Below are 26,034 nucleotides of genomic sequence, written 5' to 3'. Positions count from 1 at the left end.
GACAGTTCGACCGGGTCGTGACATGCTTATGCTGACGGAGCACAGGGGGGAGACGCAGGTGTCTGATCGTCGCGATGTGGACGGTTCTCGGACAGAACGTCCGGCCGCCGTTCTGCCGACCGTCTCCGAGGTGCTGGCCCTCGACGCCTTCGCGCCCGGCGCCCCGGTCGTCGTGGTCGGCGGAGCCGCGTTGGAGGCGCCCGTGCGCTGGGTGCACGTCTCCGACAGTGCGGATGTCGCGCGACTGCTCGAAGGCGGAGAGCTGCTCCTGTCCACCGGTTCGGGATGGCCGGACGATCCGCGACGGCTGGCGCACTTCGTCGCGCAGCTGGCCGAGGTGGGCGCTGCGGGCATCGTGCTCGAGCTGGGCGCCCACTACCGCTACGTGCCGGCGGTGCTGGCCGATGCCGCACGCAGCGCCGACATCGCGCTGATCGTGCTGCACCGAGAGGTGAAGTTCGTCACCATCACCGAGGCCGTGCACCGCCGGATCATCGCCGACCAGACGGCGGCTCTGGAAGCCCGCGACGCGGTGCGCACCCTGTTCACGGGACTTGCGCTGCGCGGGGCGCCGACGGAGTTCATCGTCGAGCAGGTCGGTCTCACGCTGGCCGCCCCGGTGGTCTTGGAGAGCGTCGGACACGAGGTCGTCGTCGCCCACGTCGGCGGTGCCACCGAGACCCGCACGCTCCGCGACTGGGCGCGTCGGTCCCGCGCCGCCGCCTCGGCACCCGACCGGGAGGGGCGCACGATCGTGCCGGTGGAGGCCCGCGGCATCCGCTGGGGATGGCTCGTGGCGCTGCCCGGCGCCGCCCACCTCGCCGGACGCGACGCCGTGCTCGAGCAGGCGGCCACCGCGCTCGCCCTCGGCAGGCTCGCCGATCCCGGCGGCGAGGAGTGGTCGCGGCTGGGGCGTCGGCGCGTGGTCGACGCGCTGATCGACGGACGATTCACCAGCCTGTCCGCGGTGGCGGCGCGATTGGATGCCGCGGGCATGCCCCTCGTCGGCACGGTGGCCTTCGCGGTGGTCGCCCTCGTGTCGTCGGGCCGGGGCGGCGACGCGGTCACGGTCGCGGCCGCCGCCGACATCGCCGCCGCGGCGGTCGGCGCGCGCGTCGTGTGCGGCACGAGCACGACCCTCGACGACGGGTCGGCGCTGGTGCGCACGCCGCTGATCCTGGCGGTCGCGGGCCGCGCGACGAGCGCTGCCGACAACCGTGCCGACGCCTTCGCCGTCGCACTCGAAGACGCCTTGCGGGCGGGGTCGACGTCGGCGCGGGCGCGGGTCGTGCTCGGCCCGGGCGCGGTCATCCCCGCGCTCGAGCCCGCGGCCGCGTACGAGCGCGCGGTCGGAACCCTCGTCGCGGGCCTTCGCGAGACGATCGACCTCGTCGGTGCCGACGACAGCTTGCGAGGCGCTTCCCGCCGCGGCGCGGACGGCCGGCGCGTGGCCGAGCGTCCCCTCACCCGGGTGGTGGCGGCGCTACGCGACGATCATCGCCTCGTCGCGCACGCGGAGCGGATGCTCGATCCGGTGCTGGCCGACGGTCGCGCTCGGGGCGGCGACCTTTTCGAGGTGCTGACGGCGCTGCTCGCGCATCCGTCCAACCGCACGGCGGCCGCCGAAGCGGCGCACCTGTCGCGGTCGGTGTTCTATCAGCGCATCGCCCTGCTCGAAGACCTTCTCGGCGTCGATTTCGACGATGGGGAGCAGGTCGCCGCTCTCCACGTCGCCGTGCTGACCCATCGGCTGCACGCGGCCGGGTGAATCCGCACGCGGCTGTTGCCTTCTGTATGCATTAGGGCACCGAAAGCGGTCATCGCTTCCTCGCAGCCTCGCTGATGTATACACTATGGGTGTCGAGAGGAGACCGCGTGCGTGCCAGTGACCGTGCCTACCGGGTGCTCCTCGACGAGATCCAGTCCGGCGATCTGGCGCCCGGCACGGTGCTCGCCGAAGTCGAGCAGTCCGTCCGCCTGGGCGTGAGCCGCACGCCGCTGCGCGAAGCACTCGGGCGCCTCCTCGCCGACGGCCTCGTCGTGCAGCCGTCGCCGCGACTGACGGTGGTCAGCGACATCGATGCGGGCGACATCCGTGAGCTCTTCGAGGTGCGCCGCGCCCTGGAGGAGACGGCTGCGCGCCTCGCCGCCGGCGGGGCAGAGGGAGCGCTGTTCGCGGCGTTGGCCGGTGAGTTCGCCCGCACGGATGCCGCCGCCGACCCCGACGCCTACTACGCGCTCATCGCGCGCTTCGACGAAACGCTCGACGCGGCCGTCGCCAACGACTATCTGACCGCGGCCCTGAAGACCGTGCGCACCCACCTCGTCCGGGTCCGCCGGCTCGCGCGCGACAATCCGGCGCGGCTCGCGGCATCCGTCGCCGAGCACCGCCTGATCGCATCCGCCGTCGCCGCAGGCGACGCGGAGCTCGCCGCGCACGCCACCCACGTCCACTTGCACAACGCGCTCGTCGCCATCCTCGCCTCGTTGGAAGGAACCCCATGACCGTCATCCACCACGTCCGTGTGCACCGGAGCGAAGAGAACCTCGCCCGCGAAGACCAGCTCGCACACAAGATCGCCGAGGTCGCCGCCGACCCGGTCGCCGTCGAGCCCGCCGTCGTCGAGATGATCATCAACCGCGTCATCGACAATGCGTCCGTGGCGGCGGCATCCCTCACCCGGGGCCCCGTCACCGCGGCGCGCGCCCAGGCCCTCGACCACCCGGTCTCGCGGGGAGGTTCGGGTGCGACGGTGTTCGGCGAGCCGAACGAGGTGCGCACCAGTCCCGAGTGGGCGGCGTGGGCGAACGGGGTGGCCGTGCGCGAGCTCGACTACCACGACACCTTCCTCGCCGCGGAGTACTCGCACCCGGGCGACAACATCCCGCCGATCCTCGCCGTCGCCCAGCACGTCGGCGTCGACGGCGCGGCCTTGGTGCGCGCCATCGCGACCGGCTACGAGATCCAGATGGACCTCGTGCGCGCCATCAGCCTGCACAAGCACAAGATCGACCACGTCGCGCACCTCGGTCCGTCGGCGGCCGCCGGCATCGGCACCCTGCTCGGACTCGACGCCGACACCATCGCCCAGGCCGTCGCGCAGGCGCTGCACACGACCACGGCCACCCGTCAGTCCCGCAAGGGCGAGATCTCCACGTGGAAGGCGCACGCCCCCGCCTTCGCCGGCAAGATGGCGGTCGAAGCCGTCGACCGTGCGATGCGCGGGCAGACCTCTCCGTCGCCGATCTACGAAGGCGAAGACGGCGTCATCGCATGGATGCTCGACGGCAAGGATGCCGCGTACGACGTTCCGCTTCCCGCGCCCGGCGAGCCCAAGCGCGCGATCCTCGACTCGTACACGAAGGAGCACTCCGCCGAGTATCAGGCGCAGGCGTGGATCGACCTGGCCCGAAAGCTCCACGGCAGCCACCCCGAGCTCGCCGACCCGGCGAAGGTGGAGAGCATCGTGCTGCACACGAGCCACCACACCCACTACGTGATCGGCTCGGGAGCGAACGATCCGCAGAAGTACGATCCGCAGGCCTCCCGCGAGACCCTCGACCACTCGATCCCGTACATCTTCGCCGTCGCGCTGCAGGACGGCGGCTGGCACCACGTCGACTCGTACCTGCCCGCTCGCGCCGCCCGCGAAGACACGGTGGCGCTGTGGCACAAGATCACGACGGCGGAGGATGCCGAGTGGACCCGCCGGTACCACTCCGAGGACCCCGACGAGAAGGCGTTCGGCGGACGCGTGGAGATCCGTCTCACGGACGGGTCGACGATCGTGGACGAGATCGCCGTCGCCGACGCCCACCCGCTCGGGGCGCGCCCGTTCGCCCGCGCCGACTACGTGCGCAAGTTCCGCCTGCTCGCCGAGCCCGTGCTCGCCCCGGCCGAGATCGAGCGGTTCCTCGCTCTCGCCGAGCGGCTGCCCGAGCTGACCGCCGACGAGGTGCGAGAGCTCAACATCGTCGCCCGCGACGGCGTGCTGGCCACGGCGGCGAGCCCGAAGGGGCTGTTCTGATGCGTGGTCTCGGCGACGGACCGTACCGTATTCAGTCTCCATCGCGTGCTGACGACGCGGCGCCCGCGGAATTCCCCGGCGGGCCCGCTCCGTCTGCTTCGCGCAGACTGAATACGGTACGCCGCAGAGCACAGACAGGAGGCTTCTGATGCTGTACGCACAGACTCCGGCCGCCGAGAAGCGGCGCCTGCTGCGCGAGCGGCTCGCCGCGGGCGAGCTGCTGCGTTTCCCCGGGGCGTTCAACCCGCTGTCGGCCCGGCTGATCGAGCAGAAGGGCTTCGAAGGCGTCTACATCTCGGGCGCCGTGCTGTCGGCCGACCTGGGGCTTCCGGACATCGGCCTGACGACGCTCACCGAGGTCGCCGGGCGCGGGCAGCAGATCGCCCGCATGACCGAGCTCCCCGCGATCATCGACGCCGACACCGGCTTCGGCGAGCCGATGAACGTCGCCCGCACGATCCAGACGCTCGAGGATGCCGGGATCGCCGGCACCCACATCGAAGACCAGGTCAACCCGAAGCGCTGCGGCCACCTCGACGGCAAGCAGGTCGTCGACGCCGACACTGCGCTCCAGCGCATCCGCGCCGCCGTCGACGCGCGCCGCGATCCGAACTTCCTCATCATGGCGCGCACCGACATCCGCGCCGTCGAGGGGCTCGACGCCGCGATCGACCGCGCGAGGGCGCTGGTGGATGCCGGGGCGGACGCCATCTTCCCCGAGGCGATGCGCGATCTCGCCGAGTTCGAAGCGGTCGCGAAGGCGGTCGACGTGCCGATCCTCGCCAACATGACCGAGTTCGGCAAGAGCGAGCTGTTCGCCGTCGATGCGCTGCGGGATGCCGGGGTGCAGATCGTCATCTGGCCGGTGTCGCTGCTGCGCATGGCGATGGGCGCCGCCGGTCGCGCACTCGATACGCTGAACGACGAGGGACACCTCACCGGGCGGCTGGGGGAGATGCAGCACCGCGCCGACCTGTACGACCTCATCGATTACGAGTCGTACAACCACTTCGACCAGAGCGTCTTCAACTTTCAGATCACGAAGGAGTGACCATGCCCGACATTCACAAGGGACTCGCCGGGGTCGTCGCCGACGTCACGGCGATCAGCAAGGTCAACCCCGAGACCAACTCGCTGCTGTACCGCGGCTACCCCGTGCACGAGCTGGCCGCCACCCAGTCGACCGAGGCGGTCGCCTACCTGCTGTGGAACGGCGACCTGCCGACGGACGAGCAGCTCGCGGCGCTGCGGTCGACCGAGCGCGCGCACCGCGCCCTGCAGGATGACGTGAAGGCGGCGATCGACCTGACGCCGCTCGACGCGCACCCGATGGATGAGGTGCGCACGGCGGTCAGCGTGCTGGGCGCCCGCGACCTCGCCGGCACGGGCTCGGTGCTCGACGCCACGGGCACGCCCGAGGAGAACCTCGAGCGCTCGATCCGCCTGTTCGCGGCGCTGCCGGCGATCGTGTCCTACGGCCAGCGCCGTCGCCGCGGCGAGGAGCTCATCGCGCCGCGCGACGATCTCGACTACGCCGCCAACTTCCTCTGGATGACCTTCGGGGAGGAGTTCGACGACGTCGTGGTGGATGCCTTCAACCGCTCGATGATCCTGTACGCCGAGCACTCGTTCAACGCCTCGACGTTCACCGCGCGCGTCATCACCTCGACCCTGTCCGACCTGTACTCGGCCGTCGTCGGCGCGATCGGCGCGCTCAAGGGGCCGCTCCACGGCGGGGCGAACGAGGCCGTGCTGCACATCTTCGACGAGATCGGCGACGCCGACGAGGTGGAGGCCTGGCTCGACCGCGCGCTCGCCGAGAAGCGCAAGATCATGGGATTCGGGCACCGCGTCTACAAGCACGGCGACTCGCGGGTACCGACCATGAAGGCGGCGCTCGACACCCTCATCGACTACTACGACCGCCCCGACGTCGAGGCGCTGTACACGACGCTCGAGCGCGAGTTCGTCGAGCGGAAGGGCATCTACCCGAACCTCGACTACCCGTCGGGTCCCGCGTACAACCTGATCGGGTTCGACACCCTGACCTTCACGCCGCTGTTCGTCGCGGCGCGGGTGGTCGGCTGGACCGCGCACATCATGGAGCAGGCCGCGTCGAACGCGCTCATCCGTCCGCTGTCGGAGTACGTCGGCCCCGACGAGCGGCACATCGCGGGCTTCGTCGACGAGGCCGGCACCTCGACGATCACGCTCCGCGCCGCCGAAGCCGAGGGCTGATCCGGCTCGAAGCATCCTCGTCCCGCCCCGCCCCGCGCCGGCGCAGCGCGCCCGGCGGCACCGGGTCGGGGCGAGGATGCCTCACACCCGGATCATGGCTGAATGAGAGGATTCTCATACCGAACTGTGACCGGTCCCAGTAGCGTCGGGGGTACCTGCTCAGGGCACGGTGCCGTGCTCGCACACCCCGGGAGCTCCGCGTGCCTCAGTCGACGACGACCCTGTCCACCCCCGCGCGGCGCGCGTTCGCGCTGCTCGCCGCCGCCGTCCTCGTCGGGGCCGGCGCCGTCGCCGTCACTGCCGCGCCCACCCTCGCCGCCGATCGCGTGCCCACGCTCGTCGGCGACCTGCAGAGCGAGCTGGGATGCCCCGGCGACTGGGATCCCGCGTGCGCCGCGACCACGCTCGAACCGGTCGACGGCACCACGCAGTACGCGCGCACGTTCGACGTGCCGGCGGGCACGTACGAGTACAAGATCGCGCTGAACGGCGCGTGGGACGAGAGCTACGGCGCCGACGGCGCGGCCGGGGGAGCGAACATCCCGCTCACCATCGCCGGACCGGCCTCGCTCCGCTTCGTCTACGACGACACCTCGCACCGCATCGCGATCGAGACCAACACCTTGGCATCCGGGTATACCGCTGCCGACGACGCGATCGTCTCCGCGCCCGTGCGCCAGGCCGGCGACGGCAAGCAGTTCTACTTCGTCATGACCGACCGGTTCGCCAACGGCGACACCGCGAACGACACCGGCGGCCTCACCGGCGACCGCCTCACCACCGGGTTCGACCCGACCTCGAGCGGCTTCTACAACGGCGGCGACATCGCGGGCCTGCGCGCGAACCTCGACTACATCGCGGGACTCGGCACGAACGCGATCTGGCTGACGCCGAGCTTCATGAACAAGCCCGTCCAGGGCGAGGGCGAGAACGCGAGCGCCGGGTACCACGGCTATTGGATCACCGACTTCACCCGCATCGACCCGCACCTCGGCACGAACGACGAGCTGAAGGCCTTCATCGACGACGCGCACAGCCGTGGCATCGACGTCTACTTCGACATCATCACGAACCACACCGCCGACGTCATCTCGTACGCCGAGAACCAGTACACCTACATCGACCAGGCGACGAAGCCGTACACCGATGCCGCGGGGAACGCCTTCGACCCCGCCGACTTCGCCGGCACCGACACGTTCCCGACGATGGATGCGGCCACGAGCTTCCCGTACACCCCCGTCGTCGACCCGGCCGAGGCGAACGTGAAGGTGCCGGCCTGGCTCAACGACGTCACGCTGTACCACAACCGCGGTGACTCCACCTATCAGGGCGAGTCGACGACGTACGGCGACTTCTCCGGGCTCGACGACCTCATGACCGAGAACCCGGCCGTCGTGAACGGCTTCGCCGACGTGTACGAGTCGTGGATCGACCTCGGCATCGACGGATTCCGCATCGACACGGCCAAGCACGTCGACTTCCCGTTCTGGCAGCAGTGGACGGCCAAGGTGCTCGACTACGCGCACAGTCAGGGCAAGCCCGACTTCTTCATGTTCGGCGAGGTGTACGACGCCGACCCCGCCGTGCTCTCGCCGTACGTGCGCGACACCGACATGAACTCGGTGCTCGACTTCGCGTTCCAGTCGGCCGCGACGAGCTTCGCCAAGGGCGGCGACGCGCAGGTGCTGCAGAAGATGTTCGCCGGCGACGACCGCTACACGACGCCCGACTCGTCGGCGACGGCGTTGCCGACCTTCCTCGGCAATCACGACATGGGGCGGATCGGCTACTTCCTGAAGAACACGCCGGATGCCGAGCAGCGTGACCTTCTCGCCCACGACCTGCTGTTCCTCAGCCGCGGCCAGCCGGTCGTCTACTACGGCGACGAGCAGGGCTTCACCGGGGCCGACCCCGGCGGCGACAAGAGCGCCCGGCAGACCCTGTTCGCGAGCGAGGTGCCGGAGTATCAGAACCAGACCCTGATCGACGGCACGCCGGTGGGATCGGCCGACCGCTACGGCACCGACACCGCCCTGTACACGCACATCGCCGGGCTCTCGGCGCTGCGCGCGCAGCATCCGGCACTCGTCGACGGCGCGCAGATCGAGCGGTACGCGAAAGACGGCGTGTACGCCTTCTCGCGCGTCGGCGCCGACGAGAAGGTCGAGTACCTCGTCGCGCTCAACAACACGGCATCCGAGGCGACCGTCACGGTGCCGACGCTGACGGCGGATGCCTCGTTCACGGGTGTCTACGGCGCGACGGGCTCGCTCACGACCGGCGCCGACGCCACGGCCGCCGTCACGGTTCCCGCCCTCTCCGCGGTCGTCTACCGCGCGGACGCCACCGTGACAGCCCCCGCCGCGCCTGCGCCCCTCGAGGTGACGGCGCCGGCCGCCGGTGCGGGGCTGTCGGGTCAGGTCGCCGTCTCGGCGACCGCCGACCAGTCGTGGCGGCAGACGAGCTTCGCCTGGCGCGTCGTCGGCGGTGACGAGTGGCACCCGCTCGGCACGGCCGAGGACACGACGCCCGGCGTCTTCCACGACGTCGCGGGTCTCGCCGCCGGCACGCTCGTCGAGTACCGCGCCGTGTCGACCGACGCTGCCGGTGGCCGCTCCGCGGCATCCACCTACGCCTCCGTCGGCAACCGCGTGAACCTCGTCGACGACCCGGCGCCGGAGGAGCCCGACGACGCGACGCCGTACGACTTCGTCAGCATTCCGGGGTCGCTGAACACCGAGATGGGCTGCGCAGACGACTGGGCGCCCGACTGCGATCAGGCGCAGATGACCCAGGTCGATGGCATCTGGCGGCTGACGGTCGACCTGCCCGCCGGCGACTACGAGTACAAGGTCGCGACCGAGAAGAGCTGGGACGAGAACTACGGCCAGGGCGGCGTCGCGAGCGGCCCGAACCTCGTCCTCCGCCACGCCGGCGGACCGGTGACCTTCTGGTTCGACCCGCGCACGAAGGTCGTGCAGTCGAGCGATGACGGCCCCGTCGTCACCCTCGCAGGCTCGTTCCAGTCGGAGCTCGGCTGCGCGGGCGACTGGGCGCCCGACTGCCTGCGCGCGATGATGTTCGACGGCGACCGCGACGGCGTCTACGAGTTCTCGACGACGAAGCTGCCCACCGGCTCGTACGAGCTGAAGGTCGCGCACGGGCTCAGCTGGGCGGAGAACTACGGCGCCGACGGCGCGCGCGACGGCGCGAACATCGCGTTCTCGGCCACCGAGGGCAAGCGCGTCTCGTTCCGCTACGACGTGGCGACGCACCTGCTCGAGATCGTCTCGGCCGACCCGCCGCTCCCCGGCACCGGCCAGTCGCGCGCGCACTGGATCGACGCCGACACGATCGCGTGGCCCGGCGAGCTCGGCGCACCCGCCGTCGGTGCGACCTGGCAGCTGTACGGCTCGGCCACGGCGGCGCTCGCCGTCTCGGACGGCGACGTCACCGGGACGGACGGCGACCCGGTGACGCTGACACGCGTCGGCGACGGGCTGACCGACGCGCAGCGCGCGCGCTTCCCGGCTCTCTCCGGCTTCGTCGCCCTGCACGTCGAGGGGCAGGACCGCGACGCCGTCGCGACGCTCCTACGCGGGCAGCTTGCCGTCGCGCAGCGCGGTGCCGACGGCAAGCTCACCGCCTACACCGGCGTGCAGATCCCGGGCGTGCTCGACGACCTCTACGCCGACGCCGTCGCTGACGACGACCTGGGGGTCTCCTTCCGCGGATCCAAGCCGACCTTCCGCGTCTGGGCGCCGACGGCGCAGACGGCGACGCTCCTGACGTGGGATGCCGGTGCGACGGGCGATCCCGCGCGGCGCGAGGCATCCTTCGATTCGGCATCGGGCACCTGGAGCGTCACGGGCGGGAAGGCGCTGACCGGCGACGAGTACCTCTGGGAGGTCGCGGTCTACGCCCCGACGACCGGAAAGGTCGAGACGAACCAGGTCACGGACCCGTACACGGTCGCGCTCACGGCCAACTCGACCCGGTCGGTCGCGATCGACCTCGCCGACCCTGCGTGGGCGCCGAAGGTGTGGAAGAAGACGAAGGCGCCGGTGATCGCGCGCGACGTCGACCGTGCCATCTACGAGCTGCACATCCGCGACTTCTCGATCGGCGACGAGACGGTGCCCGAGACCGAGCGCGGCACCTACCTCGCCTTCGCCCGGGACAGCGCCGGCACGCAGCAGCTGAAGCAGCTGGCATCCGCCGGCATCAACACGGTGCACCTGCTGCCGTCGTTCGACATCGCGACGATCGAGGAGAACCGCGCCCAGCAGGCGGTGCCCGCGTGCGACCTCGCGTCGTTCGCGCCCGACTCCGCCGAGCAGCAGGCCTGCGTCGCGGCGGTCGCCGACACCGACGGGTTCAACTGGGGCTACGACCCGTTCCACTTCCAGGCGCCCGAGGGCTCGTACGCGGTGAACCCCGAGGGCGGGGCGCGCGTGGGCGAGTTCCGGACGATGGTCGGGTCGCTCCACAAGATGGGGCTGCAGGTCGTGCTCGACGAGGTGTACAACCACACCTCGGCCTCGGGGCAGGCGGACACGTCGGTGCTCGACAAGGTCGTGCCGGGCTACTACCAGCGCCTCGACGGCAACGGCGCCGTGCAGACCTCCACGTGCTGCCAGAACGTCGCCACCGAGCACGCCGTCGCGCAGAAGCTCATGGTCGACTCCGTCGTGCTGTGGGCGAAGGAGTACAAGGTCGACGGCTTCCGGTTCGACCTGATGGGGCACCACTCGAAGGACAACATGCTCGCCATCCGGGCCGCACTCGACGAGCTGACCCTCAAGAAGGACGGCGTCGACGGGAAGAAGGTGTACCTCTACGGAGAGGGCTGGAACTTCGGCGAAGTGCAGGACGACGCCCTGTTCGTGCAGGCGCGGCAGGGGAACCTCGGCGGCACCGGCATCGGCACGTTCAGCGATCGCCTCCGCGATGCGGTGCACGGCGGCAGCCCCGTCGACGCCGGCTCGACCTTCCGCCAGGGGTACGGCACGGGGCTCGCGACCGACCCGAACGGCGACCCGATCAACGGCACCCCCGAGCAGGCGCTCGCCGACCTCGGTCACCAGACCGACCTCGTCAAGCTCGGACTCGCCGGCAACCTCGCCGACTTCGCCCTGACGACCGCCGACGGCAGCGTGAAGAAGGGAGCGGAGCTCGACTACAACGGGCAGGCGGCGGGCTATGCCGACGAGCCCGAGGAGATCATCAGCTACGTCGACGCGCACGACAACGAGACGCTGTACGACCTCGGCGTGCTGAAGCTGCCGAAAGACACGACGATGGCCGACCGGGTGCGGATGAACACCGTGTCGCTCGCGACCGTGACGCTGTCGCAGACCCCGTCGTTCTGGCACGCGGGCACCGAGCTGCTGCGGTCGAAGTCGCTCGACCGCAACAGCTACAACTCGGGCGACTGGTTCAACAGGATCGACTGGACCGGTCAGGAATCGACGTTCGGGTCGGGGCTGCCCCCGGCCGCCGACAACCAGGAGAAGTGGGCCGTCATGCAGCCGCTGCTCGCGGACCCCGCCCTGAAGCCCGGGCCGGCGGACATGGCCGCGGCGGAGGCATCCGCCCTCGACCTGCTGCGGGTGCGGGGCGAGGTGCCCCTCCTGCGACTCGGCTCGGCCGACCGCATCGAGCAGAAGGTGTCGTTCCCGAACAGCGGCGCCGGCGCGACGCCGGGCGTGATCACGATGCTCGTCGACGACACGGTCGGCGCCGACGTCGATCCCGACCTGGCCGGTGCGCTCGTCGTCTTCAACGCGTCGCCCGAAGCGACCACGCAGACCGTGCCCGCGCTGTCGGGGCGCTCGTTCACGCTCACGTCGGCGCAGGCGAACGGGTCGGATGCCGTCGTGAAGACGACGACATGGGATGCCGCCACGGGCACCGTCACGGTGCCGGCCCGCTCCGTCGCGGTGCTGACCGAGGCCCAGCCGGTCGCGACCCACGTGATCGCGCAGCCGAGCCGACTGCTCGTGCGCCACGGGTCGTCGGTCAGTGTGTCGGGCAAGGTCACGGCCGACGACCGCAGCGCGCCCGTCGGCACCGTCACCGTGACCGACAACGGCACGACCGTCGCGACGGTGACCCTGGATGCCGACGACCGCGGCCGGTTCTCGGTGACGCTGCCGGCGCTCCGCCGCGGCCTGCACGTCGTGCGGGTCACCTTCACCGGTGCCCCCGGCTGGCTCGACTCCCGCGCGAGGGGGGTGCTGCCCGTCGTCGCGTACTGACGGGCGCGGACGGCGCGGACGGGCGGCGGGCCGCTGACCGGTGCGCGTGCTGACACGCGCGCGGGCAGGAGACAGGATGGATGCCATGAACATGCGCACCGCCGTCATCGTCGACGCCGTCCGCACCCCGTCGGGGCGCGGCAAGCCGGGCGGGGCGCTCAGCGGCATCCATCCCGTCGACCTCGCCGCGCACGTGCTGCGCGCGACGCTCGAACGCAACGGACTCGACTCCCGTCAGATCGACGACGTGCTGCTCGGCTGCGTCAGCCAGGTCGGCGAACAGACGATGAACATCGCGCGTCAGGCGGTGCTCGCGGCCGGATTCGACGAGCGCGTTCCGGCGACGACGATCGATCGGCAGTGCGGATCGAGCCAGCAGGCCGCGCAGTTCGCGGCGCAGGGCGTCATGGCCGGACAGTACGACATCGTCATCGCCGGCGGCGTCGAATCGATGAGCCGCGTGCCTCTCGGGGTCGCGGCATCCGTCGCCGGTTCACCCTTCTCACCGGGGTTGCACGCGCGCTATCCCGACGGACTCGTGAACCAGGGCGTGTCGGCCGAGCTGATCGCGGCGCGCTGGGGCTTCTCGCGCGACGAGCTCGACGCGTACGCGGCCGAGTCGCACGAACGCGCTGCCGAGGCGCAGGTCCAGGGCAGATTCGCCTCGCAGCTGCTGGCCGTCGACGGTGTCGAGATCGACGAGACGGTGCGCCCGGGCACCACCGTCGCGGGTCTTTCCGGCCTCGCGCCGGCCTTCCGCACCGATGCCATGGCGGAGCGCTTTCCCGAGATCGACTGGCTGATCACACCCGGCAACTCTTCTCCGCTGACCGACGGCGCCTCCGCGGTGCTCATCATGAGCGAGCAGAAGGCGCTCGAGCTGGGGCTGACGCCGCGTGCGCGCTTCCACGCGTTCGCCGTCGTCGGCGACGACCCCCTGATGATGCTCACGGGGCCGATTCCCGCGACACGTCGCGTGCTGGAGCGCGGTGGCCTGACGATCGACGATCTCGACGCGTACGAGGTCAACGAGGCGTTCGCCCCGGTGCCGCTCGCGTGGGCTGCCGAACTCGGCGCGGATGCCGCCAAGCTCAACCCCTGGGGAGGGGCGATCGCCCTCGGGCACGCGCTCGGCTCCAGCGGCACGCGACTTCTCGGTACGCTCCTCGCGCACCTCGAGTCCACCGGCGGACGGTACGGACTGCAGACCATGTGCGAGGGCGGGGGCATGGCGAACGCCACCATCATCGAACGGCTCTAGAACGCCGCGTCCATTTACTAGGACGTCCATGTAAAATGATCGCTGTGCCCTACCGGGCGCACTTCCGGCTGTCGATCTGTTTCACAAGGACGTGACGCGATGAGCATGACTGTGTCCCCTTCCCTCTCCGCCGATGAGCGGGGAGCCATCCTCGAAGCCGTCCGCGACTTCGCCCGGACGCGGCTGGAGCCGCACGCGCTGGAATGGGATCGCGACAAGCACTTTCCGCGGGATGTGCTCGCCGACGCCGGAGAACTCGGCCTCGGAGGGCTGTACGTGCGTGAGGACGTCGGCGGCACCGCGCTGACGCGTGAGGACGCCGCACTCGTCTTCGAGCAGCTGTCGATGGGCGATCCCACGATCGCCGCGTACATCAGCATCCACAACATGGTCGCCTGGATGATCGACAGCTACGGCACTCCGGCGCAGCGCGAGCAGTGGCTGCCGCGTCTGATCACGCTTCGCGACCTCGGCGCCTACTGCCTCACGGAGCCCGGCGCGGGCTCGGATGCCGCGGCCATCACGACCAGCGCGATCGCCGACGGCGACGGCTATGTGCTCACCGGGGTCAAGCAGTTCATCTCCGGCGCGGGTGAGGCATCGGTCTCTGTCGTCATGGCCCGCACCGGCGAGCCCGGCGCGCGGGGCATCAGCGCCTTCCTGGTGCCGGCGGATGCCGCGGGCCTGAGCTTCGGGCCCAACGAGCGCAAGATGGGGTGGAACGCGCAGCCCACCCGTCAGGTGATCCTCGACGAGGTGCGGGTGCCGGCATCCGCTCTGCTGGGCGGCGTGGGCGAGGGGTTCCGCATCGCGATGAGCGGGCTCAACGGGGGGCGGGTCAACATTGCGGCCTGCTCCGTCGGCGGTGCCCAGTGGGCGCTCGATCGTGCCGTGCGCTACGTGCACGAGCGGTTCACGTTCGGCGAGGCCCTCGCCGAACGGCAGAGCGTCGTGTTCGCCCTCGCCGACATGGCCACGCAACTGCAGGCGGCCCGGGCGATGGTGCGCGACGCGGCTCGCGCGATCGACGTCCGTGCCGACGACGTCGCCGTGCAGTGCGCCATGGCCAAGCGCTTCGCCACCGACGCCGGCTTCGAGGTGGCCAACCGGGCGCTGCAGCTGCACGGCGGCTACGGGTATCTGCAGGAGTACGGGATCGAGAAGGTGGTGCGCGATCTTCGGGTGCACCAGATCCTCGAGGGCACGAACGAGATAATGCGCGTGATCATCGGCCGCGACGTTCTGGGAGCATGAGGACATGAGCGACTACTCCACGATCCTCGTGTCCACCCGCGGCCGTGTCGGATGGATCACCCTCAACCGCCCCGAGGCCCTCAACGCCCTCAACTCGACCCTGGTCGAAGAACTCGCCGCCGCGGCGACCGCGTTCGATGCCGACGAGCAGATCGGCTGCATCGTCGTGACGGGTTCGGAGCGCGCCTTCGCCGCCGGTGCCGACATCAAGGAGATGGAGGACAAGTCGCCCGTCGAGATGTCGCTGCGCAGCCCCTTCACCGGACTGGAGGCCTTCTCGCGCGTCCGCACGCCGGTCGTCGCGGCCGTCGCGGGGTACGCGCTCGGCGGCGGCTGCGAGCTGGCGATGGCGTGCGACATCATCCTGGCTGCCGACACCGCCCGCTTCGGTCAGCCCGAGATCACTCTCGGCGTCATCCCCGGCCTCGGCGGCACGCAGCGTCTGCCGCGTGCGATCGGCTACTACAAGGCGGCAGAGCTCGTGCTCACCGGACGGATGATGGATGCCGCCGAAGCCGAGCGGGCCGGCCTGGTCTCCCGCGTCGTGCCCGCCGCCGACCTGCTCGCCGAGGCAGAAGCGATGGCCGAGCAGATCGCCGCGAAATCGCTTCCCGTCCTGTACGCCGCCAAGGAGTCGCTGCGCGCCTCGCTGGAGACCGGCGCCGCCGAGGGGCTGCGCTTCGAGAAGCAGGTCTTCACATCACTATTCGCGCTGGACGACCAGAAGGAGGGCATGGCCGCCTTCCGGGAGAAGCGTGCGCCGCGATTCACGAATCGCTGACGACATCGCCCGCCGACCGGCGCAGTCGGGCGACGATCGCGACGAGGTCTTCCACGTCGTCGGCTGTCAGGCCGGGCGCGGCGAACACGGCGTCGTTGAGCGCCGCGGTGGCCTGAGCCGCGAGGTCACGCCCCGCCCTCGTCAGGGCAACCAGCGTCGCCCGACGATCGCCGGGGTGCGGCTCGCGCGCGACGAGCGCGGCCGCTTCAAGACGGTCGACGGTGTTCGTCACGCTCGTCGGGTGCACTTGCAAGCGGCTCGCCGCCGACGACAGCGGCATCCGTCCGTCACGGGTGAAACTCAGCAGCGTCAGCAGTTCGTAGCGGGCGAACGTGAGCGAGAACGGCTTCAGGGCCTCGTCGACGCGCGCGAGCAGAATCTGGTGCGCCCGCATGATGCTCGTCACCGCCGTCATCCCGGCCGCGGCGTCGACCCAGCCGTGCGCCACCCACTGGCGGCGGGCCTCTGCGATCGGATCGCGTGGCGACGACGGCGTGCGGCTCACGGGCATCTCCTCGAACGGCTCGGCGCCCGGAGTGCCGTGCGCGCTGGTCTCACGCTAGCGCGGACCTCGATCCGTCCCCACGGATGATCCTGAGTCTCAACGGATGCGATACTGAGTCGCACCTTCTAGAATGAATGCGTCGCAAGGAGAACCGATGAAGATCGTGGTGCTGGTCAAAGAAGTCCCCGACACCTACGGCGACCGCAAGCTCGACCTCGAGACCGGTCTCGCCGAGCGCTCGGCCTCTGAGCGCGTGCTCGATGAGATCGGGGAGCGCGCACTGGAGGTGGCTCTGTCGTATGCCGACGCCCACCCCGGCACGGAGGTCGCTGTCGTCTCGATGGCATCGGAGGAGGCTGCGGCCACCATCCGCAAGGGGCTCGCGATGGGCGCGGCATCCGCTCTGCAGGTCGTCGACCCGGCGCTGGCCGGCGCAGATCTGGGCGTGACCGCGGCCGTGCTCGCCGCGGCGGTGCGGCGAGCCGGGTTCGACCTGGTCATCACCGGCAATCTCTCCACCGACGGCACCGGCGGCGTCCTTCCGGCGATGATCGCCGAGCACCTGCAGGTGCCGCAGGCGACCGCGCTGTCGTCGGTCACGATCGGCGAGGGGGAGATCACCGGCACGCGCGCCACCGACTTCGGCACCGCGCAGGTCAGTGCGACGCTGCCGGCCGTCATCTCGATCACCGAAGCCCTCCCGGATGCCCGGTTCCCGAACTTCAAGGGCATCATGGCGGCGAAGAAGAAGCCGTTCGAGATCGTGTCGCTGGCCGACCTCGGCGTCGACGTCGACCCGTCCGCGGCCGCGCAGTCGATCATGACGGCGGTCGCCGAGAAGCCTCCGCGCGGTGCGGGAATCAAGATCGTCGATGAGGGCGACGCCGGCGACAAGCTCGCCGCCTTCCTCGTCGAGAACCGACTGGCCTGAGAACGGTGCTGGGAACGATGACGATGGAGAACGTGATGGTGGATGTCGCCTCGGACGCGATTCTCGTCCTGCTGGATGTCACCCCGGCCGGTGAGCTGGCCGGCTCGGCCGCCGGACTGCTCGGCGCCGCCGCCGGCATCGGCACGCCGGTCGCGCTGGTCGTCGCCGGTGACGAGGCGCATGCCGCACTCGCCGAGGCGGCGGGTGCGCTGGGGGCTGCGGTCGTGCTCACCGCGGGGCTGGGCGGTGCGGACGGATCGCTGACGGTTCCTCTGGTCGATGCCGTGGACGCGGCATCCGCGCTCGTGAAGCCCGACGCCGTGCTCGTTTCGAACTCCATCGAGGGCCGCGACATCGCCGGACGGTACGCGGCACGCTCGCGTGCGGCCCTGGCCGTGGATGCGGTCGGCGTCTCCCGCGACGACGAGGGCGTGCTCGCGCAGCATTCCGTCTACGGCGGGGCGTACAACGTCACGAGCGCGGCCACCTTCGGTCCTCTCGTGGTCACGGTGCGCCAGGGGGCGGTCGAAGCCCGTGCCGCGGCCGTCGCCGAGCCGCGGGTGGTGCCGCTGGCGGTCGCCGCCTCGGGCGCGCCGGCGGCGCGCATCACCGGATTCGAAGCCGAGGTCGCGGCGTCGTCGCGGCCGGAGCTGCGCGGCGCGGCGAAGGTCGTCTCGGGAGGGCGCGGACTCGGCTCGGCCGAGAAGTTCGCGCTCGTCGAACAGCTCGCCGATGCCCTCGGCGCGGCTGTGGGCGCCTCGCGGGCCGCCGTGGATGCCGGGTACATCCCTTACTCGCACCAGGTCGGTCAGACCGGTGTGTCGGTGTCTCCGCAGTTGTATGTCGCTCTCGGCATCTCGGGCGCGATCCAGCACAAAGCCGGCATGCAGACCGCGAAGACGATCGTCGCGATCAATAAAGACGGCGACGCCCCCATCTTCGACATCGCCGACTTCGGCATCGTGGGGGACGTGTTCACGGTCGTCCCGCAGCTGATCGCCGCCCTCGACGCCAGGAAGGCCTGATGGCGACCGGCGGATCGTCGATGCGTCGCGGGCTGCCGCGCATCGCCGGGGGTGAGCCGTGGCCGCCGGCCGCGAGTGCACCCGCGGAGGTCGCCGTGGAGGCGACCCCTGTCGTGGAGAGCACTGTCGCCGAGGCAGACATGGCGCCGTCCGCGGTCGCACCGACGCACTCGGGGGAACAGGCGACCGCGGTGGCCGCCTCCGCACTTTCCCGCGGCAGCGAGACCGTCGTACGCCGGGGCTTGCCGCGCGTCGCCGGAGGCGAGCCGTGGCCGACCGGCGTCGTCGCTGCTGCCGCTGACGCCGAGGCGGCGTACGCGGAGGCGGCCGCGGTCTCCGCGCCGACGCCCGGACCCGCCGCGGCCGACGGCGCCCCATCGGTGCGACGCGGGCTGCCCCGCGTCGCGGGCGGCGACGCCTGGCCACCCGCCGGCACCGAGGTGGCTGCCTCGACCGCGGTCGCCGTGGCCGCCGTCGATGCCGCGGCGCCCGGTGAGGAGAATGCCTCCGCGGAGGTCGCCCACGCCGCCGACAGCCCTCTCGTTCCCGCCGTCGCCGAGGGTCCGCGTGCGCCGCTGACAGTACCGCGGACCGCCTGGGCCGGTCGTGCCGCGTCGCGTCGGCCGCAGCCGAAGCCTGAACTGCAGCGCATCGGCCCGTTCACGAAGACGCAGTGGGCGGGCACCGTCATCGTCGGCGGGATCGGGCTCCTGTTCGCGGCGGGCATGGCCGTGCTCGCGGTGCGGTTCCTGCTGAGCCTCGACGGCCCGCGCGATTTCCTCGCGACCTACCCCGGTGAGTATCACCTGCCCGACGGTGCGCCCGTCGGCATCCCCGCGTGGCTCGGCTGGCAGCACTTCTTCAACGTCTTCTTGATGGTGCTGATCATCCGCTCGGGGCTCACGATCCGCCGCGAGAAGCGGCCGAGCGTCTTCTGGGCGCCGAAGAACAACCCCAAGGGCAAGACGAGCCTGACGATCTGGTTCCATCAGGCGCTCGACATCCTGTGGCTCATCAACGGCGCCGTCTTCATCGTGCTGCTGTTCGTCACCGGCCAGTGGATGCGGATCGTCCCCACGAGCTGGGAAGTCGTCCCCAATGCCCTCAGCGCCGCGCTGCAGTACGTCTCGCTGGACTGGCCGACCGAGAACGGCTGGGTCAACTACAACGCGCTGCAGCAGCTCGCCTACTTCTCGACCGTCTTCATCGCCGCCCCGCTCGCCGCGATCACCGGCTTCCGGATGAGCGGGATGTGGCCGAAGAAGAACCTGAAGCTCAGCGCCGCCTACCCGATCGAGTGGGCGCGCAAGGTGCACTTCCCGGTGATGCTGTTCTTCGTCGTGTTCATCGTCATCCACGTCGTTCTCGTGCTCGCGACCGGGGCGCTGCGCAACCTCAACCACATGTACGCCGCGCAGGGCTCGGTCGACCCGACGGCCTATGCCGACAACTGGACCGGCTTCTGGCTGTTCGTCGTCTCGCTGGTCGTCATCGCCGCCGCATGGGTCGCGGCGCGGCCCCTCGTACTCGCCCCGATCGCCCGCCTGTTCGGCACGGTCAGCGGACGCTGACGCGCGCGATCAGCGTCCCGACAGTGGCCGCCGCTCAGTCGAGCATCTCCGCAGAATGCGACGAACTCCGCATCCGATCGGCGATCTGGATGCGGAGTTCGTCAGAATCTGCGGAGTTCGTCAGCGCGGTGGGGCCGGCCGAACCCGCGACGCGGCAGGCGCGATCAGCGCACGAAGCGGACCTCGGTGAGCGTCTCGCCGAGGAACGGCTCGGTGTGCGTGGCTCCGTCGAGCGTGAAACCGTTGCGCGCGTAGAAGCGGTGAGCACGCGGGTTGTCCGCGGCGACCCAGAGGTAGAGCTCCTCGTCGGCGTCGACCGTCGCGTCGAACAGCTGCTGCCCGATGCCGGTGCCGTGGAACTGGTCGAGCAGGTAGATGAAGTAGAGCTCACGCGTGCGCGGAGCGTCGCGGTCGCGCGCCGGGCCCGAGCCGGCGAATCCGACGATCTCGCCGCCGACGAGGGCGGCGAACATCTTGAACTCGGGGCCCTGCTGGGCCCAGTGCGTCCACAGCTCGGCGAGGCGCTTGGGAGAGACGTTCTCGAGAGCGGCCTTGCTGATGAGGTGGTCGTAGGTCTCGTGCCAGCACGTCGCGTGGACCCGTCCGAGGGCCTCGGCATCCACGTCACGAACGGGACGGACGACGGTGTCGGTCTGCGCGGTGATGTCGGTGGGGGCTTCCATGGCCAGACTCTACGGCGGCCCTTCCGATTCACGAAATCGATGGATGCCGCGCTCCACCCTCGTCGCGGCGGCACCACGAGGACTGTGGGAACCCCACAAGAGATGCCAGGAGCCCATCGGGGAATCCGCTAGCATCGCGCTTCGTGAACGTATGGTGGCGGACCCTCCTGACGATCTGGCGCGCGAAGGTGCTGCTGCATCGGCGCGGCCCCATGCCGCCACGCAGTGTCGGTCGGCTGCGGCTTCGGACGCTGCCCACCGACATCGATCTGCTCGGCCATATGAACAACGGCCGCTACGCCTCGCTGTTCGACCTCGGCCGCTTCGACCTGCTGATCCGCACCGGCATCTGGGATGCGATGAACGCGCAGGGCTGGTACGCGGTGGTCGCCAGCGAGACGGTGACCTTCCGCAAATCGCTGCAGCTCTGGCAGCGCTTCACGGTCGAATCCCGCCTGTACGCCCACGATGACAAGGCCGTCTACCAGATGCACCGCGCGGTCGTGGACGGCGAGGTCTATGCCGAGATGATCGTCCGCGCGCGCTTCCTGCGCCGCACCGGCGGCGTGGTGAACACCGACGAGCTCTTCGAGGCGCTCGAGCGGCCGGATGATCTCCCACCGCTGCCGCAGTGGGTGGCCGACTGGGCTCGCGACAGCGCGCTGCCCTCGACGAAGGCTCCCGCGCCGAGCGAGTGGGACTGATCCCGCAGGGATGCCGGCGTCAGACCCGACGCGCGACGAACGCGTCGGCGAGAGCCTCGCGGACGCTGCGGATGCCGGGACGGCTGCGGCTGGATCGGCGCGCGGCCGTGAAGATCTCGCGAGCCGGGTCGCCCGGAAGCGCGCTGAGGTGCACCGGGGGTGCGCCGCCGGCCCACAGCAGATCGGGCAGCAGTCCGACGGCGTGACCGGCGGCGATCAGCTCGGCATGCCCGCTGAGGTCGGCGAGCTCGAAGCGCACGTCGGGCTCGAACCCGGCGGCGCGGCACTGCTGCATCGCCCACTCGCGCGCCGCCGTGCCGCGCGGCTCCATCACCCAGGCGTGTTCGGCCAGGTCGGCCAGCGGCCCGGTGGCGCGCGCCGTCGCCAGTCGGATCGGATCGACGCCGAGCAGATCCCGATCGAGCGCCGATCGGTGGGGGCGAGTGAGCCCGGGGTACTGCTCGGCGATCGCGAGGTCGAAGCCGCGCGCTCCGAGCTCGAACAACCCCTCTTCGGGCGGCAGCTCGGAGATCTCCACGCGCAGGCCCGGCGTCCGCTCGGCGAGCAGGGTCAGGGCTGCGGGCACGAGAGCGCGGGCGGCCGTCTGCAGCACGGCGAGACGCACCGGCGCGATCCCGAGGCGGGTGTCTTCGAGTTCGCCGCGGATCTCCTCGTCGGCATCGAGGGCGCGCGCCGCGTAGGCGGCCAGCGTCTCGCCGTGCGCGGTCAGCCGCACGCGGCGTCCATCCGGAGCGAGCAGCGCCACTCCCGCCTCGCGCTCCAACTGCGACAACTGCTGCGAGATCGTGGACGGGCTGTACGCCAAGGCCTGTGCGACGGCGGCGATCGTGCCGCGCTGGGCGAGTTCGTGCAGCAGTCGGAGGCGTTTCAACTCGAACACGCGCGCTCCTTCCGTCACCCGTCGCCGTCGTCTCGGCTGCGTCGTGGTCGCGCCGGAGAAAACATCGCTGTCATCGAACGATATCCGTCAAAGATCATCGCTTTTGCCGAATCATATGCGTGCCTCACGCTGGACGCATGGACACAGTGCACTCTGGAGACGTGACCGACGACACCACCACGCCCCCCTCGGCATCCCGGCTCGCCGACAGCGCCGTCTCCCTCGCGCGACGCTGGGTGGACGAGTCCGCGGCGGCCGACGTCGATCCCGCCGCCGAACGGCTCGCCGGCGTGCTCAAGGACCCCCACGGGCTGCCGTTCACGATCGGCTTCGTCGACGGCGTCATGCGTCCCGAGTCGTTGAGCGCCGCCGCGGCGAACCTGCAGCGCGTCGCGCCGCTGGTGCCCGAGTTCCTGCCCTGGTACCTGCGGGCCGCGGTGCGCACCGCCGGTGCCGTGGGGCCGCTCCTTCCGGCGCCGACGGTGCCGCTCGCGCGCCGCGCGCTGCGCGAGATGGTCGGCCACCTCATCGTCGATGCCCGCCCCGACAAGCTGGGCCCGGCGTTGACGGCCATCCGCGCCTCGGGTGCGCGCCTCAACCTGAACCTCCTGGGCGAGGCCGTGCTCGGCGAGGCCGAAGCGCTGCGCCGCCTGGACGGCATCCACGATCTCATCCGCCGCGACGACGTCGACTACGTCTCGGTGAAGGTGTCGGCCATCGCGAGCCACATCTCGATGTGGGCCTTCGACCAGGTCGTCGACCGGGTGGTCGACCGCCTGCTCCCGCTGTACCTGACGGCCGCCTCCTCGGCGGGGCCCGAGTCCGCTCAGACGTTCATCAATCTGGACATGGAGGAGTACCGCGACCTCGACCTGACGATCGCGGTGTTCACCCGGCTGCTGGAGGATCCGCGGCTGCGTGATCTGGAGGCGGGCATCGTCCTGCAGGCGTACCTTCCCGATGCGTTGCCGGCCCTGCGGCAGCTCACCGCCTGGGCTCAGCAGCGGGTCGACGACGGGGGCGCCCGCATCAAGGTGCGACTCGTCAAGGGCGCGAACCTCGCGATGGAACGGGTGGATGCCGTCATGCACGGCTGGCCGCTGGCCACCCATGCGAGCAAGCTCGACGCCGACGCCAGCTACCTCCGGTGCCTCGACGAGGCGCTGCGGCCGGAGAACTCGCGCGCGGTGCGCCTCGGCGTCGCCGGCCACAACCTCTTCGACATCGCGTACGCGTGGCTGCTGGCGGGGGAGCGCGGCGTCCGGGACGACGTCGAGTTCGAGATGCTCCTCGGCATGGCACAGGGACAGGTGGCGGCGGTCTCGCGCGAGGTCGGCCACGTGCTGCTGTACGTGCCGGTCGTGCGGCCCGACGAGTTCGATGTGGCCATCAGCTACCTCGTGCGCCGATTGGAGGAGAACGCGTCGAGCGACAACTTCCTCTCGGCCGCTTTCGATCTTGCCGAAGATCCGGCGATGTTCGCGCGGGAGCGCGACCGCTTCCTCGCCTCGCTGCTGCGGGCGGCCGACCCGGCGCTTCCCGTGGGGCCTCAGCGGACGCAGACCCGGCGGGACGACGCGGCGAGCGGCGCAGCGACCCCCGCCCTCACCCGTCCGGAGCCCGCAGCCGAAACGGCGGAGGGAGCCGCCGACGGCGATCTGACGCAGGTGGTTCTCGGTATCGCCGACGGTCGGGGTGACGGCGGGTCGTTCGTCGACACCGCGGTCTTCGACCTTCGTGAATCCGTCCGCGCCGAGGGTGCGCCGGGGTTCGCGAACGCGCCCGACACGGACCCCGCACTGCCGGCCAACCGGGCCTGGGCCGACGAGATTCTGGCGCGGATCGCCGGGTCGCGCGCCGGAGAGTCGACCATCGCCGCTGCGCGCATCGACGATTCGGCGTCGCTCGAAGAGACGGTCGCGCGCGTTCGGGCCGCCGGCACACGGTGGGGCGCCGTGCCCGCGGACGATCGAGCGAAGGTTCTGCGTGCGGTCGCGCGTGCGCTCGAGGCTCGGCGCGGCGAGCTCATCGAGGTGGCCGCGAGCGAGACCGGCAAGGTGTTCGCCGAAGCCGATGTCGAAGTCAGCGAAGCCGTCGACTTCGCCAACTACTACGCCGCGACGGCGCGCGAGCTCGATCGGGTGAGCGGCGCGGTCTTCGTGCCTGCGGCGCTCACGGTGGTCGCGCCGCCCTGGAACTTCCCCGTCGCGATCCCCGCCGGCGGAGTGCTCGCTGCGCTTGCGGCGGGCTCGGGTGTCGTGTTCAAGCCGGCTCCTCAGGCGCGCCGCTGCGCGGCCGTGGTCGCCGAGGCCGTCTGGGCGGCGTTGGACCTCGAGGGCGTCGACCGCGACATCCTCGCGCTGGTCGACGTCGACGAGGAGGAGCACGGCCAGCGGCTGATCGCGCACCCCGACGTGGATCGTGTGATTCTCACCGGCTCGTGGGAGACCGCGCAGCTGTTCCGCTCGTGGCGGCGCGACCTGCCGCTGCTCGCCGAGACGAGCGGCAAGAACGCCATGATCGTCATGCCCTCCGCCGACCTGGATCTCGCGGCATCCGATCTGGTGAAGAGCGCCTTCGGTCACGCCGGGCAGAAGTGCTCCGCCGCCTCGCTCGCGATCCTGGTGGGACCGGTGGCGCGCTCCGAGCGGTTCGCGCGCCAGCTCGTCGATGCCGTCCGCTCACTGCGCGTGGGAGCGCCCTCCGACCCGTCGAGCGAGGTCGGGCCGGTGATCGAGACGCCGCGCGGCAAGCTCGAGTGGGCCCTCACGACCCTCGAGGAGGGTGAGAGCTGGCTGGTCGCTCCCGAACTCATCGAGGGTTCGGCCGACGCCGATGCTGCTCTGGCCGGGCGCCTGTGGCGGCCCGGCATCCGCGTGGGGGTGCGGCCGGGGTCGCGCACGCATCTGGAGGAGTTCTTCGGCCCGATGCTCGGCATCATGCACGCCTCCTCGCTGTCGGAGGCGGTCGAGATGCAGAACGCCGTCGCGTACGGCCTGACGGCGGGGCTGTACACCCAGGACCCCGCCGACCTCGAACTGTGGCTCGATCAGGTCGAGGCGGGCAACCTCTACGTCAACCGCGGCATCACCGGGGCGATCGTGCAGCGCCAGCCCTTCGGCGGCTGGAAGCGCTCGTCGGTCGGCGCCGGCACGAAGGCCGGCGGCCCGAACTATCTGATCGGACTCGGCTCGTGGCGGCCCTCGGCGGGTGGCGCGCCGTCATCGACGCTGCACCTGCGTGGGCTGGATGCGCGCATCACGACGCTCATCGAGTCCGCCCAGCCCTCGCTGGACTACGAGGCCTTCGAGTGGCTGCGTCGCGGCGCGCTGTCCGATGCCGTCGCCTGGGATCGGGAGTTCGGCCGCGTCAAGGACGTGTCACGGCTCGGTGTGGAGCGGAATCTCTTCCGGTATCGGCCCGTCGAGGTGGCGGTGCGCGCGACGAAGGATGCCGCGTGGCAGGCCCTGCTGCGCGTCGTGGTGGCGGGCGTTCGCGCGGGTGGCGGGATGACGATCAGTGCACCGGTGGGGCTTCCGGCCGGCGTGCGTCGCGCGCTCGGTGATCTCGACATCGCGGTGTTCGTCGAGACCGACGAGCAGTGGATCGAGCGCCTGCAGGCGGCACGCGAAGACGGTGACGCACCGCGCGTGCGGCTGGTCGGGCCGGCGGCATCCGTCGCCCGCATCCAGGACGCCCTCGTCAGTGCGACCGACGGTGACGTCGACATCGCCGTCTACGCCGGAGAGGTCACCACCGCCGGGCGCATCGAACTGCTGCCGTTCCTGCGCGAGCAGGCCGTGTCGATCACTGCGCACCGCTTCGGCAACCCCGACGACTGGAGCGCGGAGGTCATCTGATGCAGCCGGCGTTCGTCGAGGTCCGTGAGCTC

General features: G+C 70.9%; 17 protein-coding genes. 14 read left to right on the top strand and 3 right to left on the bottom strand.

Going from position 1 to position 26,034, the window contains the following annotated elements; translation table 11 throughout:
• Positions 1-58 precede the first annotated feature (58 nt).
• The 9 genes from ABS64_RS01665 to ABS64_RS01625 all read left to right on the top strand — a co-directional run bounded on the left by ABS64_RS01665 (position 59) and on the right by ABS64_RS01625 (position 15,822).
• A complete protein-coding gene (locus ABS64_RS01665) occupies positions 59-1,768 on the top strand; it encodes a PucR family transcriptional regulator ligand-binding domain-containing protein (protein WP_363331263.1) in 1,710 nt (569 codons plus the stop codon).
• A 107-nt stretch (positions 1,769-1,875) separates the two neighbouring features.
• Positions 1,876-2,505 (top strand): GntR family transcriptional regulator, encoded by a 630-nt coding sequence (locus tag ABS64_RS01660; RefSeq protein ID WP_016464152.1) that lies wholly within the window; start codon positions 1,876-1,878, stop codon positions 2,503-2,505.
• The gene (locus tag ABS64_RS01655; protein WP_288119068.1) at positions 2,502-4,028 is read left to right on the top strand and encodes an MmgE/PrpD family protein; all 1,527 of its coding nucleotides are present in this window, start codon (positions 2,502-2,504) and stop codon (positions 4,026-4,028) included. The genes ABS64_RS01660 and ABS64_RS01655 overlap by 4 nt, the downstream gene beginning before the upstream one ends.
• A gap of 148 nt (positions 4,029-4,176) precedes the next feature.
• Positions 4,177-5,079, top strand: coding sequence for a methylisocitrate lyase (gene prpB, locus ABS64_RS01650; RefSeq protein ID WP_036289190.1), 903 nt, complete (start codon positions 4,177-4,179; stop codon positions 5,077-5,079).
• The gene (locus tag ABS64_RS01645) at positions 5,076-6,266 is read left to right on the top strand and encodes a bifunctional 2-methylcitrate synthase/citrate synthase (protein WP_292680327.1); all 1,191 of its coding nucleotides are present in this window, start codon (positions 5,076-5,078) and stop codon (positions 6,264-6,266) included. The genes prpB and ABS64_RS01645 overlap by 4 nt, the downstream gene beginning before the upstream one ends.
• A gap of 200 nt (positions 6,267-6,466) precedes the next feature.
• Complete coding sequence (gene pulA, locus ABS64_RS01640) at positions 6,467-12,526, top strand: pullulanase-type alpha-1,6-glucosidase (protein WP_292680326.1); 6,060 nt, start codon at positions 6,467-6,469, stop codon at positions 12,524-12,526.
• A gap of 91 nt (positions 12,527-12,617) precedes the next feature.
• Positions 12,618-13,787 carry a thiolase family protein gene (locus ABS64_RS01635; protein ID WP_036289199.1) on the top strand — a complete coding sequence of 390 codons (1,170 nt, stop codon included), beginning with the start codon at positions 12,618-12,620 and terminating at the stop codon, positions 13,785-13,787.
• Positions 13,788-13,886: 99 nt separating this feature from the next.
• On the top strand, positions 13,887-15,041 hold the full coding sequence (locus ABS64_RS01630; RefSeq protein ID WP_292680324.1) for an acyl-CoA dehydrogenase family protein: 1,155 nt from the start codon (positions 13,887-13,889) through the stop codon (positions 15,039-15,041).
• 4 nt (positions 15,042-15,045) lie between these two features.
• Positions 15,046-15,822, top strand: a complete 777-nt coding sequence (locus ABS64_RS01625) for an enoyl-CoA hydratase-related protein (protein ID WP_292680322.1) — start codon at positions 15,046-15,048, stop codon at positions 15,820-15,822.
• On the opposite strand, the gene ABS64_RS01620 is transcribed toward ABS64_RS01625, so the two are convergent.
• Complete coding sequence (locus ABS64_RS01620; protein WP_292680320.1) at positions 15,809-16,327, bottom strand: MarR family transcriptional regulator; 519 nt, start codon at positions 16,325-16,327, stop codon at positions 15,809-15,811. The two genes, ABS64_RS01625 and ABS64_RS01620, sit on opposite strands and share 14 nt — an antisense overlap.
• A 154-nt stretch (positions 16,328-16,481) precedes the next feature.
• On the opposite strand from ABS64_RS01620, the gene ABS64_RS01615 reads away from it, so the two are divergent.
• From ABS64_RS01615 to ABS64_RS01605, 3 genes are read left to right on the top strand one after another with little or no spacing between them, the layout of a single operon-like run.
• A complete protein-coding gene (locus ABS64_RS01615; protein ID WP_292680318.1) occupies positions 16,482-17,258 on the top strand; it encodes an electron transfer flavoprotein subunit beta/FixA family protein in 777 nt (258 codons plus the stop codon).
• Between the two features lie 35 nt (positions 17,259-17,293).
• Positions 17,294-18,283: an electron transfer flavoprotein subunit alpha/FixB family protein gene (locus tag ABS64_RS01610; RefSeq protein ID WP_292680498.1), complete on the top strand. Its 990-nt coding sequence runs from the start codon at positions 17,294-17,296 to the stop codon at positions 18,281-18,283.
• On the top strand, positions 18,283-19,854 hold the full coding sequence (locus ABS64_RS01605; protein ID WP_292680316.1) for a cytochrome b/b6 domain-containing protein: 1,572 nt from the start codon (positions 18,283-18,285) through the stop codon (positions 19,852-19,854). Before ABS64_RS01610 ends, ABS64_RS01605 begins: the two co-directional genes overlap by 1 nt.
• A gap of 164 nt (positions 19,855-20,018) precedes the next feature.
• Here the strand turns inward: ABS64_RS01605 and ABS64_RS01600 are convergent, their stop codons facing one another.
• Positions 20,019-20,537, bottom strand: a complete 519-nt coding sequence (locus ABS64_RS01600) for a GNAT family N-acetyltransferase (protein ID WP_036289977.1) — start codon at positions 20,535-20,537, stop codon at positions 20,019-20,021.
• A gap of 143 nt (positions 20,538-20,680) precedes the next feature.
• Between ABS64_RS01600 and ABS64_RS01595 the strand changes: the two genes are divergently transcribed.
• On the top strand, positions 20,681-21,241 hold the full coding sequence (locus ABS64_RS01595; protein WP_036317546.1) for an acyl-CoA thioesterase: 561 nt from the start codon (positions 20,681-20,683) through the stop codon (positions 21,239-21,241).
• Positions 21,242-21,260: 19 nt separating this feature from the next.
• Here ABS64_RS01595 and ABS64_RS01590 read toward each other — a convergent pair whose 3' ends face one another.
• Positions 21,261-22,142 (bottom strand): LysR family transcriptional regulator, encoded by an 882-nt coding sequence (locus tag ABS64_RS01590; protein WP_292680309.1) that lies wholly within the window; start codon positions 22,140-22,142, stop codon positions 21,261-21,263.
• A 137-nt stretch (positions 22,143-22,279) separates the two neighbouring features.
• Here ABS64_RS01590 and ABS64_RS01585 point away from each other — a divergent pair, with 137 nt between their 5' ends.
• Complete coding sequence (locus tag ABS64_RS01585; RefSeq protein WP_292680307.1) at positions 22,280-26,002, top strand: bifunctional proline dehydrogenase/L-glutamate gamma-semialdehyde dehydrogenase; 3,723 nt, start codon at positions 22,280-22,282, stop codon at positions 26,000-26,002.
• Positions 26,003-26,034 lie beyond the last annotated feature (32 nt).

Source organism: Microbacterium sp. SCN 69-37 (genome assembly GCF_001724435.1).
Lineage (GTDB): Bacteria > Actinomycetota > Actinomycetes > Actinomycetales > Microbacteriaceae > Microbacterium > Microbacterium laevaniformans.
This window is presented reverse-complemented; position numbering and strand designations above follow the sequence as displayed.

Coding starts and splice junctions, on each gene's coding strand:
- ABS64_RS01655 (WP_288119068.1), top strand. CDS start 2,502: ATGACCGTCATCCACCACGTCCGTGTGCACCGGAGCGAAGAGAACCTC.
- prpB (WP_036289190.1), top strand. CDS start 4,177: ATGCTGTACGCACAGACTCCGGCCGCCGAGAAGCGGCGCCTGCTGCGC.
- ABS64_RS01635 (WP_036289199.1), top strand. CDS start 12,618: ATGCGCACCGCCGTCATCGTCGACGCCGTCCGCACCCCGTCGGGGCGC.
- ABS64_RS01630 (WP_292680324.1), top strand. CDS start 13,887: ATGAGCATGACTGTGTCCCCTTCCCTCTCCGCCGATGAGCGGGGAGCC.
- ABS64_RS01625 (WP_292680322.1), top strand. CDS start 15,046: ATGAGCGACTACTCCACGATCCTCGTGTCCACCCGCGGCCGTGTCGGA.
- ABS64_RS01615 (WP_292680318.1), top strand. CDS start 16,482: ATGAAGATCGTGGTGCTGGTCAAAGAAGTCCCCGACACCTACGGCGAC.
- ABS64_RS01610 (WP_292680498.1), top strand. CDS start 17,294: ATGGTGGATGTCGCCTCGGACGCGATTCTCGTCCTGCTGGATGTCACC.
- ABS64_RS01605 (WP_292680316.1), top strand. CDS start 18,283: ATGGCGACCGGCGGATCGTCGATGCGTCGCGGGCTGCCGCGCATCGCC.
- ABS64_RS01600 (WP_036289977.1), bottom strand. CDS start 20,537: ATGGAAGCCCCCACCGACATCACCGCGCAGACCGACACCGTCGTCCGT.
- ABS64_RS01585 (WP_292680307.1), top strand. CDS start 22,280: ATGGACACAGTGCACTCTGGAGACGTGACCGACGACACCACCACGCCC.